We start from the raw sequence: 16383 nt of genomic DNA, 5'->3' as shown, positions 1-16383 counted from the left end.
TGTTGGTGTCGCTACGCTAAAACACCAACGAACGGTATTTTTTCCCTGTTCTGTGGCTCACAGAACAGCAAATATCTATGGATGTCCAGTACTCTAATACAATCTATTCTTAACTAGCTAAATATGTAAAAGAATACACTTGCCAGTAGAAATAGCATCTTCATAATCTCCAAATAAATAAAAATACTCTTTGGCAAATATGTCTAAAACCTGTTCGGCTTCTTTGTGTGTTGTGGAATAATTAAACTTTTCCAATTCTCCATAATTGTTTTAAAGTCTTCTTCAATCGTCTTCTTATATTTTTCTCAAACACTGGAAATTTTGGACTATTTAATTTCTCTTGTTCTGATTTCTTTTTGGGTAGTGGCTTTCTATTATCTTCATCAAAACTTTATTTTCCTTGCCTTGTAGAGCAAGATTACTTTGACAAGCTGATGAGGAAAAAACAAGACGGTTGGATTGCACAGCGAATGAATTCTGAAATTATGTTTTATCAAAGACAAGTCTTTGACCTACGAAAAATGAACCAACAGAATAACCAAAGACTTTGTTTTGCGTTAGTAATGATATATGAACATATAAACAAGTATTTATAGAAAGATAATACAATAACTAATTTATGGAATCCACGAACACTGAAAACTCACTACAAATAGATGTAGAAACGCTAGAACGAGCAGCTTTTATTTTAAAAACGGTAGCACATCCTGTTCGCTTAGGTATTTTGAAACTCTTAGAAAAAAAAGAACGCCTCTCTGTCAATCAAATCTGTGAAGGACTAGAAATTGAGCAATCTCTTACCTCTCATCATCTTTCGAATATGAAACTAAAAGGTATTTTAAATTCTAAAAGAGAAGGAAAAAATGTTTATTATTCGCTTCGTGAGCGCAACATCTTGAATCTTTTTAAGTGCTTGGAAGGCTGTGAGTGTATTATGTTTTAGTTTTTTGTTAGTGCTTAGCTACTAGCAAGGTTAGAAAATTTTCAATATCCTTGTTGGTGTTTTAGTTTCGGCTCTACCGTTACGACACCAACGAGCATATCACTTTATACGGATTTGTGAGGGTGTTTATTGTTGGTGTCGTTATCACTTAAACACCTACAACGAATTTGCCTACTTAGTTTTTACTAACGATAGTATTTATTTTACGAACAACAAAAAACCGTCAATAATTTAAAAACTACTGACGGCTTACGTTTTTTAAAAAACTGATTTATTTTTTACTCGCCAACATCTTCTCAATGCTAGAAGAAGAAACAAAATGATAATTTGGCTTAGCTTCTTCAAAGATTTCTTTTGCCAACGGATATGTTTTATCATTAGCGATAAGCTCTGTATAAATCGGACTCAAAAATTTTCTACGTCCTACATTTACTAAGAAAGTACGCATCTGTGGATATGACTTTTCGTATTGGTTGTGTGCTACTTTTATAAGCCACTCTCCCAAAACTTCATTGTTCCCAGTGTCTGAAAACTTAAACTGCTTGTCTAATTCTTGCATTTGCTGTGAAGTCAAATCGTTTGGTAAGGCACGAAGGAAAAAGAGCCATTGTTGGAATGTCCAGTCTGTTGTTTCTAGCTGTGCTGCTGGTGTTCCATCTTTCCAAGCCTGTGCTGCTGCGATAGCTTTGTCGTAACGCTCTGATTCAATTTTTGGAATATTACTAGGAATTCCTGTTTCATAAATCCACTCTTTTGGATTGATTTTTTCATTTGCTCCCTCCACTTTTGAAAGAAGATTGGTTTCCAAATAATTTAAAAAGTCTTCTGTATTAGTGGTTTTGAAAGCAAATTCAGTAAAATATTGATTCAAAAATGTATCAAATTTTTCACGACCTACTGTATTTTCTATTAATTTCAAGAAATAAAACCCTTTATCGTAAGCGATTGAAGTAACGCCATCATCTGGATTACGGTCTTTTAGGTCAAGTTTGAGCTTTGTATCTTCTGCATTGTTATTTGTTGTCATAGCATCTACCTCGCTCTTCAAATCTTGATAAGAAATCAGAGCAAGCATTTCAGCATAATCTTTTCCATAAACTTCTTCCATAATTCTGTTCTCAAAATAAACAGTAAAGCCTTCATTTAGCCAAAAGTCGTTCCACGTAGCGTTAGTTACTAAGTTTCCCGACCACGAATGAGCGAGTTCGTGAGCCACTAGAGAAGTAAGCGAACGGTCGCCAGCCAAAATTGTAGGTGTTGCAAAAGTAAGACGTGGATTTTCCATTCCACCAAACGGAAAACTAGGAGGCAAAACGATAAGGTCGTAACGTCCCCACGCATATTTTCCATAGAGTTTTTCAGCTGCTACTAGCATCTTGTCCATTTCCTCAAACTCATAAGCAGCTTTGCTAATTACAGAAGGTTCAGCATAAACGCCTGTACGCTCTCCAATTGGCTGAAAACGCAAATCTCCCACAGAAAGAGCCAACAAATAGGCTGGAATCGGCTGTTCCATTTTGAAATTATATACACCAGAATCATTTTTCTGCTGTGGATTTTCTGCGCTCATCACTGCCATAAGGTCTTTTGGAACAGTAACTTCGGCTGTGTACGTAAAGCGAATACCTGGGCTGTCTTGTGTTGGCACCCACGTACGAGCCAAAATAGCCTGCGATTGTGTGAATAGGAATGGACTTTTCTTTCCTGCTGTTTGTTCTTTAGAAAGCCATTGTAATGCCTCTGCTTCAGATGAAGTTTTGTAAGTGATAGTAATTTTTTCAGACTGTGGGGTAACTGGAATAGAGAGTTTTTGTCCGAGATGTTCTACTTCGTTTTCTAATTCGAAGTTAGCTTTTTGTCCATCTACCTCAACGTTTTCAATGGTTAGGCTGCGAGTGTCTAAATAAATTTTATCTACATTATTCTGAACTTCAATATCGTAAGTAGCAACTCCAGAGAGCATTTTACTTTCAAAATCTACATTTAATTTCAAATCTAGGTGTTTTACTTTTGCTTCTTTGGGAACAGCAAACGTATGAATATCGGTAGGATTAGATGTAGTCATTTGAACAGTAGAATCAGTAGCAGATAGTTCGGTGGTTTCTAGAGTTTGGTCTGTTGTTTTGTTGTCTGAATTACAAGCTGTAAGAAGAGAAAACAAAACCAAGCTAGAAAACAAGGTTTGTAATGAGAATTTTTGCATAGAATAGAGTATTAGTTATAAATGATAAGTTGTAAGTGCTAAATGGTTGTTGCTTGCTTTTGTCCAAGACAAGTCCTACAAATAAAAACTTATCAAATTCTGATAAAAGACGAAAATACAAAAAAAAGAATCTTAACCTAATAGATGAATAGATTAAGATTCTTAAAAAAATAACTTTTACTAATCAGAAGTAGTCTATGCCTCTGCGTTACCTTCTTCTGCTGAATTACCAATTTGGTTTTTCGCTTGTGAAGCCAAATTATTTGCTTTGGCTTTTGCTTCAGCAGCAAGTGTATTAGCACGTTCTTTCATAGATTCATTGAACTGATTTACCTTGTGTTTAGTAATTTCTACTTGTCCTTCTAACTCTTCTAAAAGGTCGTTCGATTTGCGTGCAATGCGTCCACGAGTTTTGTCGCCTGCTTCTGGCGCTACCAAAACACCAACCAATGCACCTACTGCAAGCCCTGCAATAAATGTTACTACGCCTAAACCTCCATTATCTGAATTTGCCATAAAAATTGAATAGGTTAAAAATGATGAATAATAAAAAGCCGTTTTGGCTCAAATAAATCTTGAAAAACTTATAAAGCTAATTTAACAAAAATATGACTTTTAAAAAAATAAGTTTGCTTTTTTTACTTATGATTTCAAAAAACATTTTTTTAACGTAAAGCAAAATGAAAGGTTGTTTGTTTAGAGCTACTTTAAGGAAAATAGTTTTAACCTTCTATGGTAGTGAAAGTATTTTTTTCGTGATCTCTGACCAGTTTGATTTTTGGCGTTTCTGCATCCAAACCTCTAACACTTCGCCCTTCCATTCCTACGGAAATATCACTTGTTTCTTCTTCATACGTCAAGACATTGAAAATAAAATTACTATCGTAAGTAATCATATAAACAAATTGCTCCTTGAACCAAGGAACTCTACTGACATTGAAATCTGCTGATGGTGAGCCTACCATCGGAACACCAAGTTCTAATAATTCTTTTTTGGCAAAATCAGCCATTTCTTCTGCTGAAGGGTTTTCTGACAAACCTGCACTTTTTCCTATCAGACAAACCGTCTCGTTCTCAAAGATAACCCAACCTATTTGTTCTGGTGGTTGGCTACCTGTCTCTGGATTTTCGGTAGTAAAAACAGTTTCTAGAATTTCTTCTATAGATAAATTTTTCATGTTTGTAAATTTGTGGTAAAAAAAGAAAATTTCATAGAGTACTGTATATGAACAGCTAGTTGCTGTTCTGTGCTTCACAGAACAGGGAAAAAATACCGTTAGCTGATGTTTTAGCATAGCGACACCAACTACTTTTTATCTTGTGTCTAGTACTCTATGAATTGCATCTCTTTCTTGGAAAGAAACTAAAACCCTAAGAAATTTGAGATTTCTTAGGGTTTAATTTTTATAAATTATCTTCTACAAATCTTGTCATCATATTGTACAAGTGGATTCTAGTCATTCCTCCATAAATACCATGATTTTTGTCTGCATAATAAAACATATCAAATGGAATATTAGCATTGACAAGTGCATTTTGAAGCTGAATAGAATTTTGAATGTGAACGTTATCATCACCTGTTCCATGAACTAAAAGAAAATCGCCTTTGAGTTTCTTTACGTGAGTAATAGGCGAGAAATCATCATATCCACTTGGGTTGTCTTGTGGACGTTGCAAGAAACGCTCTGTATAAATTGTATCGTAATATCTCCACGACGTAACTGGCGCAACAGCAATACCCGCTTTGAAATAATCTGCACCCAACATCATCAAGAGTGAAGACATATAACCTCCGTAGCTCCAGCCCCAAATTCCGATACGGTCTTTGTCCACGTAAGGCAGACTTCCAACAAATTTTGCTCCGTCGATTTGGTCTTCTACTTCCAATTTTCCTAAGTTTTTATAAGTAGCTTTTTTAAATGCTTCGCCACGTCCTTGTGTTCCTCGGTTATCTACCGTAACGACAATGTAGCCTTTCTGAGTAAGCATTCCGTGCCACAGGTCGTTGCTTCCTCCAGCCCACGTATCAGTAACAAGCTGTGAAGAAGGTCCTCCGTAAACGTGCATCAAGACAGGGTATTTTTTGTTCTCATCAAAATCTACTGGTTTGAAGATTTGATAATACAATTCTTCTCCATTTCTATTTTTAAATGATGAAATTTCTTTTTGAGGCAAATCGTATTTTTCAAATGTTTTTATAAGTCCATCGTTATCTTGAATCTTGCTTAAAAGCAAGTTACCTTTTGTCTGATACAAACGATAATTGACTGGCATTTCTGTGCTTTCATGTGTGAGGATATAAAAAGCAAAATCTTTACTCATATCAACAGAGTTTTTACCATGTCGGTCTGTGAGCTTGCGAGTTTTTTTGCCTTGTAAGTCCACCATATAGAAATGACGCTCCAAAGGAGAATCTTGTGTAGAAATATAATAGAGCATCGGCACTTTCAAACCTTCTTCTTGCACTCCCAAAAGTTCAATTACTTCCCAATCTCCATTCGTGATTTGGCGCACTTGCTTTCCATCCATTGTATAAAGGTAGAGATGTTTGTAACCTGTACGCTCGCTAGAAACAATAAAATGCTTACCATCTTCCAAATAAATAAGGTCTTGTGTATATTCAAAATCTACATAACCATCTTTGTCTTCATCTGTATAAACAACTTTTGTTTCTCCGTTCTCAATATTGGCATGAATGAGGTCAATTTTATTTTGTAAACGGTTCATTCTACGAATTGCCATATAATTTGGATTATTTGTCCATTGCAAACGAGGTACATAAATATCCTTTTCATCGCCTAAAGAAATTTCCTTTTTCTTATTTGCTTCTACGTTATAAACAAAAACTTTTACAGTAGAATTATCTGCACCTGCTTTTGGATATTTGAATTTATAATCAATCGGATAAAGCTGAGATTTGTCTGCCCAATATTGCATGTTGTACTCCAAAACCTTACTCTCATCAAACTGAACAAAACCAATGTTCTCACTATTTGGCGACCACGCAAAGGCTTTTGTCAGTTGAAACTCTTCTTCATAAACCCAATCGCCAGCACCATTTATGATTTTATTGAAAAGTCCATCATTGGTAATTTGGACTTCTTTCATATCAGACAAAGTAACATAAAACAAATTGTTGTCTCTGAAAAATGCCACCATCGTACCATCTGGAGAGAATGTAGCATACGCAGAACGCCCTTTTTCAGAAAGTTTTTTTACAGACTTGTCTTTTGTGTCCACAACGTGATATTCTGCAATATACGAACGGCGATAAATTGGCTGACGATTGCTCTGAATCAAGATTTTATCCTCTTTATCAGAAAAAGAATAATCAGCAATTCTAATTTTTGGGTCAGAAGCATCGCCATCAAAAATTGTCTCTACGGCTTTATTAGTTTTGATGTCGTAACGGACAATAGCGTTTCCATCCATACGAGTATAAAACTGTCCGTTGTTTGTCCAATTTACACCCTGCAACGTTTTGGAATAGAGCTCTCCGTTGGAATAAATATCAGTAACGCTCACTTTTGCATCGTCTTGTGCTACTGTTTCCGTAGTTGGAGATAAGTAAGCTGCTGAAAAAGCAAAAATCCCTAAGCAAAGGGAGAGAAAGTAGTTTTTCTTTAACATAATATAAGTCAAAATTTATTTTCACTAAAAACATTCAAGTACGCAAATTTTGAGTAATTATTCAAAATAATGCCCTATCAACCACCTATCTTTTATTTTTTTATAAAAATAAAATAAGCCAAAATTTTTAGACTTTTTTACACTAAAAAGGAATGATTTTTCAGAAAAATTGGTTATATTAATAAGGTGTTAATAGCACACAACTTAGCCATCAGAAAACAACTACTTCAATCCTTTACCAACACATCACACGCAACCATGAGACAGTTTCCATTTTCCTACAACCAAATTCGTTCTGCTGTTTATAATTTAGCAGAAAAAACGCTTGATATTGAGTTTAAAGACGGCTCTTCGAAGCGTCTTCGTGACATTACACCACAAATTTATGCCCATCTGATGAATCGTTCACTTTCTGAGCAGTTGCTTTCGAAGTTTCGTCAAAATTTAGCTACCAAATAAAAATAAGATGGATTTCATAGAATTTGAATAGCCTCTACTAATACAGAATTGGTAGGGGTTATTTTTGTATCTTTGAGGCTAGAAAATCGGCATCTACTTTTAGCAATAAAACATTAACTTTTAAAAACCTATGATTCGTTTATTATTTATATTATTGTTCTTAGGAAACTACTTAAACTCTCTTGCACAAGATATTGAAATAGGAGAAACCATAGACACATCTCACAAAGATTATAATGCTCAATTTTATAGAGAGTTCATAAAAGATGAAGGAGGGTATTTATATTCAGGAGTTTTTTATAATAGTAATTACAAGTCTGATAAAGATAAAGGGGCTAGTTATATAGAAAAGTTTGATAAAAATTTGAATATTGTCAAAGCAAAGAAAATAGAGTCCCCTAATATGAATGTCTCTAGAATGTTAGCTTTTTTTGCACAAAAAAATCAGTTTTATGCTATTAACTTAGAGCAAGAACAGAGTGAAAATAATTTATATTTGTATCAAATAGACAAAAATACCCTTGAAGCAACAAAGAAAGAACTTGTCCTATCAGCAAATAAAATATATAAATTTCAACGATACAATCACTGTAAGGTAGTAGTATCAAAAGACAGGAAATCAGTTGCTGCTTTTGCTTTCTCTAGAGAAAAGAATAAACTTGGTTTGACTGCTGTTATGTACGATCAAAACCTAAATAGAACATGGGAAACAACAACTATTTTACCTTTCAAAGCTGTAAATAATGGTAGTTATAGATTTAAAGAAGTTTACATGGATAAAAGTCAAGAGAATACATATTTAATCATTGAAAACGAAGAACAACAAGAATATGTGCTATGTAGCTTTATTAAAAAAACAAATAAAGTTACTTATGAAAAAATTGCAAGAAAACAAAGTGGAACAGAATATATTCAAAGTATATCGATTTCGAAAATAAACGAGCAAGTAAAATGGCTAATGTTCACATCAAAAAAATGGTCTAAAAATGTAGATAAGCTAAAAATTGTGGATGTTGACACAAAAGAAAAAACTTTGATTGAAATAGGACAAAAAATGATTAATAATGGTGAAGAATACTTATACAAAGGGGATTTATATAGTTTAGCATTTAAAAATATATTTACTTATCCTGATGGAAGCATTATTATAACTTCAGAACACACTGGCACATATCAAAAAGGCAAATATGTGTACAATACAAGATGTGGATATATTTATACTATATGTATAGATAAAAATAGTAAAGTATTATGGGAAAACACCATATATAAATCTCAAGATGTCAATACATACGGTGAAATACTTATATCATTTGCATCCATGAAGGACTCTAAAGGCAATATACATATATTTTTTGTGCATGGTATAAACGACCTCACATTACTTTCTTCGAAAGCAGAGTTTATAAAAACTATGGGTATTACCCATAAAGTTATAAATAGAGAAGGGGATATTGAAGATGGAAAATATATTCCAAGAGATAAAAATATAAAAGAATTTCCTCCTCTTTTCGTGGCTAAAAATACTTCAAATATAGATAAAGACGAATACATTCTTGTAGAATGGTCTCGTAAAAATACGCAAAGGATGATTAAATTAAAACTAACAGAAGAATGATACCTTCTGTTACGTATAGTCTTTCAAAATAAATGTTATACCATTGTTGGCGTTTTTTCCACAATTCTTGGTGTTTTAGCGAAGTACCACCAACAACAAACAAACTCTTGAAAAGTACATCATTGCCTCTTTCCAATGCACTTTTTTCGTTGGTCGCTGTAATAGCAAAGCTGAAACATCAGACCAACCACGATGTTAAAAATTTGGAAAGATGATTTTCCATATTCTTAAACACTCTATTACTTTCATTCAAATTCAATATCTTTGCTTCTTGATTTGACTAATTTTTCTCACACGCAACCACATAGAACACTATTCATTTTTCAAGTTGCCATAGAATCATATTAAAATGCAAGAACAAAACTACTCACTCACTCATATTCCAGAACGTCCATCTAAACCTCGCCAGTCGGGTCTGACAATGGTAATGGACAAAGGAATGAGTGTTAGAGAAATTGAAGACCTTATTAGCGTAGCAGGCGAATATATAGACATTGTAAAGCTAGGTTGGGCTACCTCGTATGTTGTCAATAATCTCAAAGAAAAACTAGCTCTCTACAAAGAAGCTGGTATTCCTACTTATTTCGGAGGAACACTTTTTGAGGCTTTTTTGGTGCGAAATCAAGTAGATGAGTATCAAAAAGTTTTAGATAAGTATGGAATGGAATATGTTGAAATTTCAGACGGTTCTTTAGAGTTAGAACACGAAGAAAAGTGTAAACTCATTGAGCGTTTTTCTAAGCAAGTTACAGTTCTTTCAGAGGTAGGCTCAAAAGATGCTGAAAAAATCTTTCCTCCTTATCAGTGGATTCAACTGATGCAAGCCGAGCTAGATGCAGGCGCATGGAAAGTTATTGGAGAATCAAGAGAAAGTGGCAATGTAGGGCTGTTTCGCTCTACTGGCGAGGTGCGTTCGGGGCTTGTACAGGAAATCTTGACGAAAATTCCTGCTGAAAAAATTATTTGGGAAGCTCCTCAAAAAACACAACAAGTCTATTTTATCAAACTCATTGGAGCAAATGTAAATTTAGGAAATATTGCGCCTAACGAACTTATTCCTTTAGAAACTATTCGTTTAGGACTTCGTGGAGATACATTTCATTTCTTTTTGAATGGAAATAAATAATGTAGTGGTCGTTGGTAGAGACAACAACTACAACACAACAGAATATTAAAATATCGATAACATATCAAAAAGGTAGCTTTAAAAATTTGAAGCTGCCTTTTTATTTGGTAATATATTCTAACATTTTTAAGAAAAAAACGTATATCATAATAGAAATTATTTTTTTAACTTAAATTTTTTATAATTATGGGATGGTTAGCTTGGATTATTTTTGGACTCATTGCTGGTTTTGTTGCTAAACTCATTATGCCAGGTAAAGACCCTGGAGGTTTTATAATTACTATTTTAATAGGTATTGCTGGAGCTTTTGTAGGTGGATTTATAGGAAATGTAGTCTTAGGATTTGGAGTTACTGGCTTTAACTTCTCTAGTATGCTAGTCGCTATTGGTGGTTCGGTATTACTGCTTTTCTTATATCGCTTAATGAAGAAAAAATAAATAACTTAAACGACAAACGACTTTCAAAATCTAATTTGAAAGTCGTTTTTATTTGTTCTTATTCTTTAATCAAAATATGTAAATATTCTACTGTTGCATTGGCTTTGTGTTCTCTGTTTTGGTCTTTGTCAGCTTTAAAACGTTGATATTCTGTTTTTTCTAAAGAATACGAACCATATTTACTCATTATTCTTTTGATGGTTTCTAAGCTCATTAGTCCTTCGTTGTTGTAACTCAAAAAAATCAGTTTAAAATCTGCATTTTTGATAAGGTCTTCAAAGACTACTTCTACTTCACTTTTTTTACAGTATTTCGAACGCTCATACTCTCTCAATCCTGTTTTTCCTTTTGGCTCAAAATTATCATAAAGTGCAATCGTATTCAAGAGATGATAATTTGCTCCATATTGGCGAGCATTATAAGGTGGGTCTAAATAGAGAATATCGCCCTTTATTTTTTTAATAAGCTCATTGGCATCTTCTCTAAAAACCTTATTGTTTTGGTTTTTAGTAATTGGAAAATGAGCAGGAGAAAGTTCCAAGTTTTTTTGTGCCGATTTTTTGAGTTTTTTGAGAAATGCACCATATACAGAAGCTGTATTTGCCACCTTATCAGCACTTTCTAAAAGAGAAGCTAAAAGGAAATAATATTCACTTTGAGAAACAAAATTATTTTCACTCCACTCTTTTATTTTTTGCCTAATTACATCAATTTTTTTTCCATTTTCATCAGAAAAATACATTCTTTCACTTCCACTTCCTTCGCAGTAGTTTTGATAGATAAAACCATTTTCTTTGCCTTCAATAGATAAGTTATTCAATTCTTCTATCAAAAGAACAATTCTCTCACTCTGAATTTCATCAGTATTTTCGATATAATTTTTCAGTAAGAAATAACTATAAGGTTCTAAATCATTAGCGATAATTTGTTTGACAGATGTTTTGAGAGTTCTACTTATAATTCCTGTTCCAGCGAAAAGCTCTGCGAAAGTGGTTTCTGAAAAGGGTTTTGAAAAATCTGATTGAGTATATTTTTTTCTGATAGTCTTGACTATCCAATCTGAAAGACGAAGTTTTGAGCCGATGTAGTTCATTTCCAATAAAAACACACTGAAGTATGTTCTAAAAATATGCTATATTTTTATTAGCAAATAAATGAGTAACGCTAAATTGATTAGCAAGCCTACAAAGGTAATGATTTGAAAAGTAGAAACCTTATCTATTTTTGATTTTTGTAGGGTAAGTTCTTCCTCTATTTTTTCTTGTATTGGAGTAATGGCTTCACTTTGAGCATTTTGTAAAGAAATAAGTTGATTTTTTTGCTGTGTCGCAATTTCTTCTTCTAATTTTTTCTGATTTTGATTATAACTTTCACTTTGCAACTCAAATTTATTTTCCAAATTATCCTTTAGCGTCTTAAATTCTTGGCTTTGGCTATCATAAATAAATTTTAACGCCTTTTTTTGATAGTCTGAAAAAGCCTCAAACTGCTCTTTTTGGCTTTGGTGCAAACTGTTTTGTGCTTCTTTTAGGCTTTCTGACTGATTATAAATTTCTTTTTCTTGGCTTTCTAAATTTGCTCCTATGCTATCAAATTGCATTTGAAACTCACTCAATTTATCCAAAACGTTTTTAAACTGGCTATACGTTTTTTCTAATTTTTCAAAAAGTGAGTTGGCTTGAATATGTAGCGTTTGGTTTTCTTGTTGGATGGTGTCAATCTTGCTAACCAACATTTTTTCTAGTTCTTCATCTCGTTCTTTTGTATGCGAGGCAAAGTCAGAAAGATTCATCTTGATTCTTTTTGTTGCTCGCTGATAGAATCCTGTTGCTTGTTCTTCCAGTTTTTCTAGCTGTGTAGATAAAGTATGAGAGGTAAGCGAATAAAAATCCTCATTTTTTTGTGTAAGAGCAGTTAATCGGTTTTGAATTCTCTCTGTAGTTTCTAAATAAAACTTTTCGTGATTTGCATTCAAATTATCTGTTCTTTGAACTAACAAATCCTGTGTTTGCTCATAAAAAGCCTTATTTTGAGATTTTACTTCCTTCAAGTGTGCCTCAATCGCACTCGCTTGATTGTCTATTTCTTCTCTAGTTTGTTTGAGTTGATGTTCAGCTTGTTCTATCTTTTGATTTGTACTTTGAAGAGCCGAAACCGAATCGGTATTTTGCTTTGAAATAGAAATTATTTTTTGGTCTAGCAGATTTTCATAGCTCTCTAGTTGTAGTCGCAATTTTTCAAAAAGCTCTAAATTTTGTCTATAATTTTCCTCTGTTTTTTCGGCTTTTGCATAGACTTCTGTCAGAGAATTAAGTGTTTTACTCTGATTTTGTAGTTCTGAAATAGTGCTTTGTAAGTTTTCTAAATGCGACATAAATAATTATAAATGATGAATGAATTGCAAAATACTAATTTAGTTGCTGTTTTTATTAAAAAAATGGTGTTGTGATAGTATATTTTTTAATAATTCCTTTCTTACTAGCCTTTGTTAATTCTTTACTGTTCCATTTATAGTATTCTATACTATATATTCTGTGTACAGTATCATCATCTTGCTTGACCATTTTCTGCTTTTTTTGATCAACCATACTTATTCTCTTTATTATCATTCCCTTTTCTCCTTCCAAATCACTAGGAAAAATATACTCTGTCGATTCTGAAAACTCTGCGTCTGGAAAACCTATCGCATCAAGTCGTTGTACAAACTCATTATTATTCCAAAATAGATAAATAATACCTGTTGGGCAGCCACATCCTTCACTTGCACAAGGCACTCCAATTGCAATAATATCATCTAAATTATTAAGTCCTGCATTTCCTAAACTTTTTACATCTCTTACATAAGAAGCCGGTACATCAATAATCTTTTCACTTATCAAGATGCTATCTTGAATAGCTTTGACTTTAAATTTATATTCAAACTGATACTCATATTTTGGATGCTTACTTATCCTATCAAGACCTATCAAAAATTTCACATCCAAATTATCTTTACTCTTAAAAGCGTGCGAAGCTATAAACCCTCCCCAGACCCAACCTACTCTTTGTGTATCTCCTTCCTGAGTTTTGATTTTGTACCATTTACTTTTTATTCCTTTTATAGTAGAAATACTATCACTATCTTCTAAAACCATTACTTTAGCTCCTGCTCTTAATACACCTAAAAAACGTCCGATACTAGAAGGATTTTCTCTTAATGAAACACTATCAGCCAATAAATAATGTGAAGATACTTCTTTTGGAAATAAATACGCAGAAGCAGGTAAGATATAAATATCTGTTTTGTCTTGTCCTAGACAAAAACTAAAAACAGATGAGTATAACAATGTAAAATAAGTCAGTAAGTAACGCATCAAGTATGAATACTAAGTTTGGGAATAATTAAAACCAATTTTTACGTTTAAAATAATAAATAATTGCTAAAGTTATAATAGCCATTACTCCCAATAAGATAAAATAACCATTTTGAGTTTTGAGCTCTGGAATATTTTCAAAGTTCATCCCATAAATCCCTGCCAAAAAAGTCAGTGGAATAAAAATCACAGAGAAAATAGTAAGGGTTTTCATCACTTCATTGAGGCGATGTCCTTGGATGCTAAATACTAAATTTAGACTACTTTCTAACGTTTGAAGCTCAAAATCGATGTCTGTGATAAGGTCATTAGCTTGCTCTTTCAGCTCTGCAAAATAGCTTGTTTTGATATTTTTGTGCTTTATTTTTTCTAATCTCAACAGCGTAGTACGCAAGCTATTTGCTGATTTCTTGAACTTTAAAAGGTCTCTTCGCTGTTTTTCTATTTGGTTGGTAAACTCTGGTGTTGGTTTTACTCTTGTAGTATCTAAAAGGTCAGCAAAAGAATCTACATAGCTTTGATGTGTACTGTAATAATTGTCGATGATAGATTCTATCAAGAAAAATAGTAGATAATCAGCTTTTTTCTTTCGGATGATACCTTTATTTTCTCTGATACGCTCTCTTATCCAACCAAAATAATCGCCTACTTCTTCTTGAATACTCCACACAAAGTCTGGAGAAACAATAAAAAACATCTGTTCAGAATCTAAATTATCGTTTTGAGTTTTGAGAACTCTAATAGATACAAACAGTAGGTTTTCTAGCTCTATGACTTTATTAGATTGTTCTTCATCTTTGATGAGCTTTAGAAGAAAATCATCTAAATTATTTTGTAAGATAACTTGTTTTAATTCCTCTTGGTCATCCATTCCATACGTATTGAGCCAACGTACAGAGCCATCAGTGTTACTTACATCAATATCTTCTATTTTGTCGTAATTTCTCTTTAAATATTCATTCTGATTGTACTGAATGAGCGTAGTATTTTGCAGAAATTCTTTTTCCATTGTGTTTTTCTAAATTAGTTTAAGCCATAACAGCCAGCATATCCAAAATTTTTTCTCCTAGTTCTTTTTTTCCCTTGATATTGATATTCTTTTGTGCTTCACTTTTTGAAATACCTTTCGTAAATAATCGCCAAGCTATTTTATACTCTATTTCTACTTTGCAAACAGGGTTAGTTTTTATTTCATCTACTAAAATCCAATGTTTGCCATCATAGTATAAAAACCAATCTCCTCCTGCCTTACCAGTAATATGAAAATGTATATATTCATTTTTTTCTCCCTCTACATCCTTATAATGATGAGGCAAAGCTCTCATAGAAGTATCTAAATGAGGAAAATAAAATTCCCTCTGATATAATACTTCTTCTTTGCCAAGAGCTAAACGAATCTGTTGTTGATGATGCCATTTTTCAGTGTATTCTCTAGCGATATGAAACCAGTTTTTGGATTCTTCTTCTCCAGCCCAAGCTACAGAAAAAGTTGCTTTTTCTTCCAAATTTAGTGTAGTAATAAAATCACTGTACTCTTTTCCTGTTTTTTCTAACAAATCGATAAGCACAACAGGACTTACCCTTTTCATTGCCTTTATCCAGTCAGCATTTAGTTCATTCAGATAATTTACTAAATCTTGATAAGAGTTTATTTTCGGAGCATCTTGTCCCAAATAGCTGTCTCTAAGCATAGACAAAGCACGAATATTTCCATCTAAAAGATGAACGGCAATATCTTTGACTGTCCATTTAGGAACTATTGTTTTCCTATTCCATTCTTCTAATGACAAAGATTTAAGCAGCTTTATAAGAGCTTCGTCTAATTTTGGAAATAAGTGAGCTGTAATGATAGGTTCTACTGATTGCATCTTATCCTTGATATATTTTCAAAAAGTCGTCTTTTCGGTCTCGTGCTAAACTAGCCTTAAAACCATCGTCCATTACAATATAATTTCCTGTTCGGATATACTGACTTATTTTATTTAGATTGACAATATACGAACGATGCGAACGAAAAAAACACGGATTAACTAAATTTTCTTCAAAATATTTGATTTTTTTGGTAATCAGAACACGTTTTTTGTCTGAAAAAACAATTTCTGTGTAAGAACCTTCTGCAATCAGATACATAATATCATCAGCTTCCACAAACATAAGTCCGTCTGCCATAGGAAGTGCAAAACGAGTGAGATATTCGCCTTTTAGGTTTTCTCTCAACGTTTCCATTTTTTGATTGTTTTGAAGATTACCTGTTATTTCTAAGCGTTTTTCTACTTTTTCGACAGCTTTTTTCAAAAGTTCAGTTTCTATAGGCTTTAGTAAATAATCTACTGCCGAAACTTCAAAAGCACGAATGGCATATTCTTGATACGCTGTTACGAAAACAAGCGCAAAATCAATATTGGAAATAAATTTTAGCAACTCAAAGCCAGAATATTCTGGCATTTCTATATCTGAAAAAACAATATCTGGATTTGTTTTGTGAATGAGTTGTACGGCATCAGGTACATTTTCAGCTTCTCCGACAACATTTATTTGTGGACAGTTTTCCTTCAAAAGGGTTTTTAAAATTCTCCTTGCACGAAGTTCATCATCTATAACAATAGCTTTCAT

The 16383-nt window shown here is 33.1% G+C and carries 17 protein-coding genes; 6 read left to right on the top strand and 11 right to left on the bottom strand.

What is annotated here, in order from left to right:
• Nucleotides 1–117 precede the first annotated feature (117 nt).
• Complete coding sequence (locus QZ659_RS18205; RefSeq protein WP_291728072.1) at nucleotides 118–255, bottom strand: hypothetical protein; 138 nt, start codon at nucleotides 253–255, stop codon at nucleotides 118–120.
• A gap of 364 nt (nucleotides 256–619) precedes the next feature.
• On the opposite strand from QZ659_RS18205, the gene QZ659_RS18200 reads away from it, so the two are divergent.
• Nucleotides 620–943 carry an ArsR/SmtB family transcription factor gene (locus tag QZ659_RS18200; protein ID WP_291728070.1) on the top strand — a complete coding sequence of 108 codons (324 nt, stop codon included), beginning with the start codon at nucleotides 620–622 and terminating at the stop codon, nucleotides 941–943.
• Between the two features lie 271 nt (nucleotides 944–1214).
• Here QZ659_RS18200 and QZ659_RS18195 read toward each other — a convergent pair whose 3' ends face one another.
• The 4 genes from QZ659_RS18195 to QZ659_RS18180 all read right to left on the bottom strand — a co-directional run bounded on the left by QZ659_RS18195 (nucleotide 1215) and on the right by QZ659_RS18180 (nucleotide 6776).
• Nucleotides 1215–3146, bottom strand: coding sequence for a M1 family metallopeptidase (locus tag QZ659_RS18195; RefSeq protein ID WP_291728067.1), 1932 nt, complete (start codon nucleotides 3144–3146; stop codon nucleotides 1215–1217).
• 195 nt (nucleotides 3147–3341) lie between these two features.
• Nucleotides 3342–3662, bottom strand: coding sequence for a YtxH domain-containing protein (locus QZ659_RS18190; RefSeq protein WP_291728065.1), 321 nt, complete (start codon nucleotides 3660–3662; stop codon nucleotides 3342–3344).
• Between the two features lie 206 nt (nucleotides 3663–3868).
• Entirely contained in the window at nucleotides 3869–4324 is a 456-nt protein-coding gene (locus QZ659_RS18185; RefSeq protein ID WP_291728063.1) for a hypothetical protein, read from the bottom strand.
• Nucleotides 4325–4550: 226 nt separating this feature from the next.
• Complete coding sequence (locus QZ659_RS18180) at nucleotides 4551–6776, bottom strand: S9 family peptidase (RefSeq protein ID WP_291728061.1); 2226 nt, start codon at nucleotides 6774–6776, stop codon at nucleotides 4551–4553.
• A 186-nt stretch (nucleotides 6777–6962) separates the two neighbouring features.
• Between QZ659_RS18180 and QZ659_RS18175 the strand changes: the two genes are divergently transcribed.
• The 5 genes from QZ659_RS18175 (at nucleotide 6963) to QZ659_RS18155 (ending at nucleotide 10417) form a co-directional block, all read left to right on the top strand.
• Entirely contained in the window at nucleotides 6963–7235 is a 273-nt protein-coding gene (locus QZ659_RS18175) for a KTSC domain-containing protein (RefSeq protein ID WP_291728059.1), read from the top strand.
• Nucleotides 7236–7365: 130 nt separating this feature from the next.
• The gene (locus QZ659_RS18170; RefSeq protein WP_291728058.1) at nucleotides 7366–8853 is read left to right on the top strand and encodes a hypothetical protein; all 1488 of its coding nucleotides are present in this window, start codon (nucleotides 7366–7368) and stop codon (nucleotides 8851–8853) included.
• Between the two features lie 32 nt (nucleotides 8854–8885).
• The gene (locus QZ659_RS18165; RefSeq protein ID WP_291728057.1) at nucleotides 8886–9068 is read left to right on the top strand and encodes a hypothetical protein; all 183 of its coding nucleotides are present in this window, start codon (nucleotides 8886–8888) and stop codon (nucleotides 9066–9068) included.
• Between the two features lie 134 nt (nucleotides 9069–9202).
• The gene (locus QZ659_RS18160) at nucleotides 9203–9979 is read left to right on the top strand and encodes a phosphosulfolactate synthase (RefSeq protein ID WP_291728055.1); all 777 of its coding nucleotides are present in this window, start codon (nucleotides 9203–9205) and stop codon (nucleotides 9977–9979) included.
• A gap of 186 nt (nucleotides 9980–10165) precedes the next feature.
• Nucleotides 10166–10417: a GlsB/YeaQ/YmgE family stress response membrane protein gene (locus QZ659_RS18155; protein ID WP_291728053.1), complete on the top strand. Its 252-nt coding sequence runs from the start codon at nucleotides 10166–10168 to the stop codon at nucleotides 10415–10417.
• 58 nt (nucleotides 10418–10475) lie between these two features.
• Here QZ659_RS18155 and QZ659_RS18150 read toward each other — a convergent pair whose 3' ends face one another.
• From QZ659_RS18150 to QZ659_RS18125, 6 genes are all read right to left on the bottom strand, one after another.
• Nucleotides 10476–11510, bottom strand: coding sequence for a DNA adenine methylase (locus tag QZ659_RS18150; RefSeq protein WP_291728051.1), 1035 nt, complete (start codon nucleotides 11508–11510; stop codon nucleotides 10476–10478).
• A 39-nt stretch (nucleotides 11511–11549) separates the two neighbouring features.
• Entirely contained in the window at nucleotides 11550–12791 is a 1242-nt protein-coding gene (locus QZ659_RS18145) for a hypothetical protein (RefSeq protein ID WP_291728049.1), read from the bottom strand.
• 55 nt (nucleotides 12792–12846) lie between these two features.
• The gene (locus tag QZ659_RS18140; protein WP_291728047.1) at nucleotides 12847–13770 is read right to left on the bottom strand and encodes an SH3 domain-containing protein; all 924 of its coding nucleotides are present in this window, start codon (nucleotides 13768–13770) and stop codon (nucleotides 12847–12849) included.
• A 28-nt stretch (nucleotides 13771–13798) separates the two neighbouring features.
• Nucleotides 13799–14779, bottom strand: a complete 981-nt coding sequence (locus tag QZ659_RS18135) for a magnesium and cobalt transport protein CorA (RefSeq protein ID WP_291728045.1) — start codon at nucleotides 14777–14779, stop codon at nucleotides 13799–13801.
• A gap of 19 nt (nucleotides 14780–14798) precedes the next feature.
• Nucleotides 14799–15638 carry a maleylpyruvate isomerase N-terminal domain-containing protein gene (locus tag QZ659_RS18130; RefSeq protein WP_291728043.1) on the bottom strand — a complete coding sequence of 280 codons (840 nt, stop codon included), beginning with the start codon at nucleotides 15636–15638 and terminating at the stop codon, nucleotides 14799–14801.
• Between the two features lies 1 nt (nucleotide 15639).
• The coding region (locus tag QZ659_RS18125) for a LytR/AlgR family response regulator transcription factor (protein ID WP_291728041.1) at nucleotides 15640–16383 on the bottom strand (744 nt) is incomplete at its 5' end.

The sequence above is a fragment of the Bernardetia sp. genome, from assembly GCF_020630935.1.
In the GTDB taxonomy this organism is placed as follows: Bacteria; Bacteroidota; Bacteroidia; order Cytophagales; family Bernardetiaceae; genus Bernardetia.
The sequence above is the reverse complement of the archived record's forward strand: the minus strand, read 5'-3'. Positions and strand labels throughout refer to the sequence as shown.

Bases quoted from the DNA above. Each gene is read 5' to 3' on its own strand.
- QZ659_RS18165 (WP_291728057.1), top strand. From the start codon at position 8,886: ATGTTATACCATTGTTGGCGTTTTTTCCACAATTCTTGGTGTTTTAGC.
- QZ659_RS18130 (WP_291728043.1), bottom strand. From the start codon at position 15,638: ATGCAATCAGTAGAACCTATCATTACAGCTCACTTATTTCCAAAATTA.
- QZ659_RS18180 (WP_291728061.1), bottom strand. From the start codon at position 6,776: ATGTTAAAGAAAAACTACTTTCTCTCCCTTTGCTTAGGGATTTTTGCT.
- QZ659_RS18185 (WP_291728063.1), bottom strand. From the start codon at position 4,324: ATGAAAAATTTATCTATAGAAGAAATTCTAGAAACTGTTTTTACTACC.
- QZ659_RS18195 (WP_291728067.1), bottom strand. From the start codon at position 3,146: ATGCAAAAATTCTCATTACAAACCTTGTTTTCTAGCTTGGTTTTGTTT.
- QZ659_RS18200 (WP_291728070.1), top strand. From the start codon at position 620: ATGGAATCCACGAACACTGAAAACTCACTACAAATAGATGTAGAAACG.
- QZ659_RS18170 (WP_291728058.1), top strand. From the start codon at position 7,366: ATGATTCGTTTATTATTTATATTATTGTTCTTAGGAAACTACTTAAAC.
- QZ659_RS18145 (WP_291728049.1), bottom strand. From the start codon at position 12,791: ATGTCGCATTTAGAAAACTTACAAAGCACTATTTCAGAACTACAAAAT.
- QZ659_RS18160 (WP_291728055.1), top strand. From the start codon at position 9,203: ATGCAAGAACAAAACTACTCACTCACTCATATTCCAGAACGTCCATCT.
- QZ659_RS18190 (WP_291728065.1), bottom strand. From the start codon at position 3,662: ATGGCAAATTCAGATAATGGAGGTTTAGGCGTAGTAACATTTATTGCA.
- QZ659_RS18155 (WP_291728053.1), top strand. From the start codon at position 10,166: ATGGGATGGTTAGCTTGGATTATTTTTGGACTCATTGCTGGTTTTGTT.
- QZ659_RS18135 (WP_291728045.1), bottom strand. From the start codon at position 14,779: ATGGAAAAAGAATTTCTGCAAAATACTACGCTCATTCAGTACAATCAG.
- QZ659_RS18150 (WP_291728051.1), bottom strand. From the start codon at position 11,510: ATGAACTACATCGGCTCAAAACTTCGTCTTTCAGATTGGATAGTCAAG.
- QZ659_RS18140 (WP_291728047.1), bottom strand. From the start codon at position 13,770: ATGCGTTACTTACTGACTTATTTTACATTGTTATACTCATCTGTTTTT.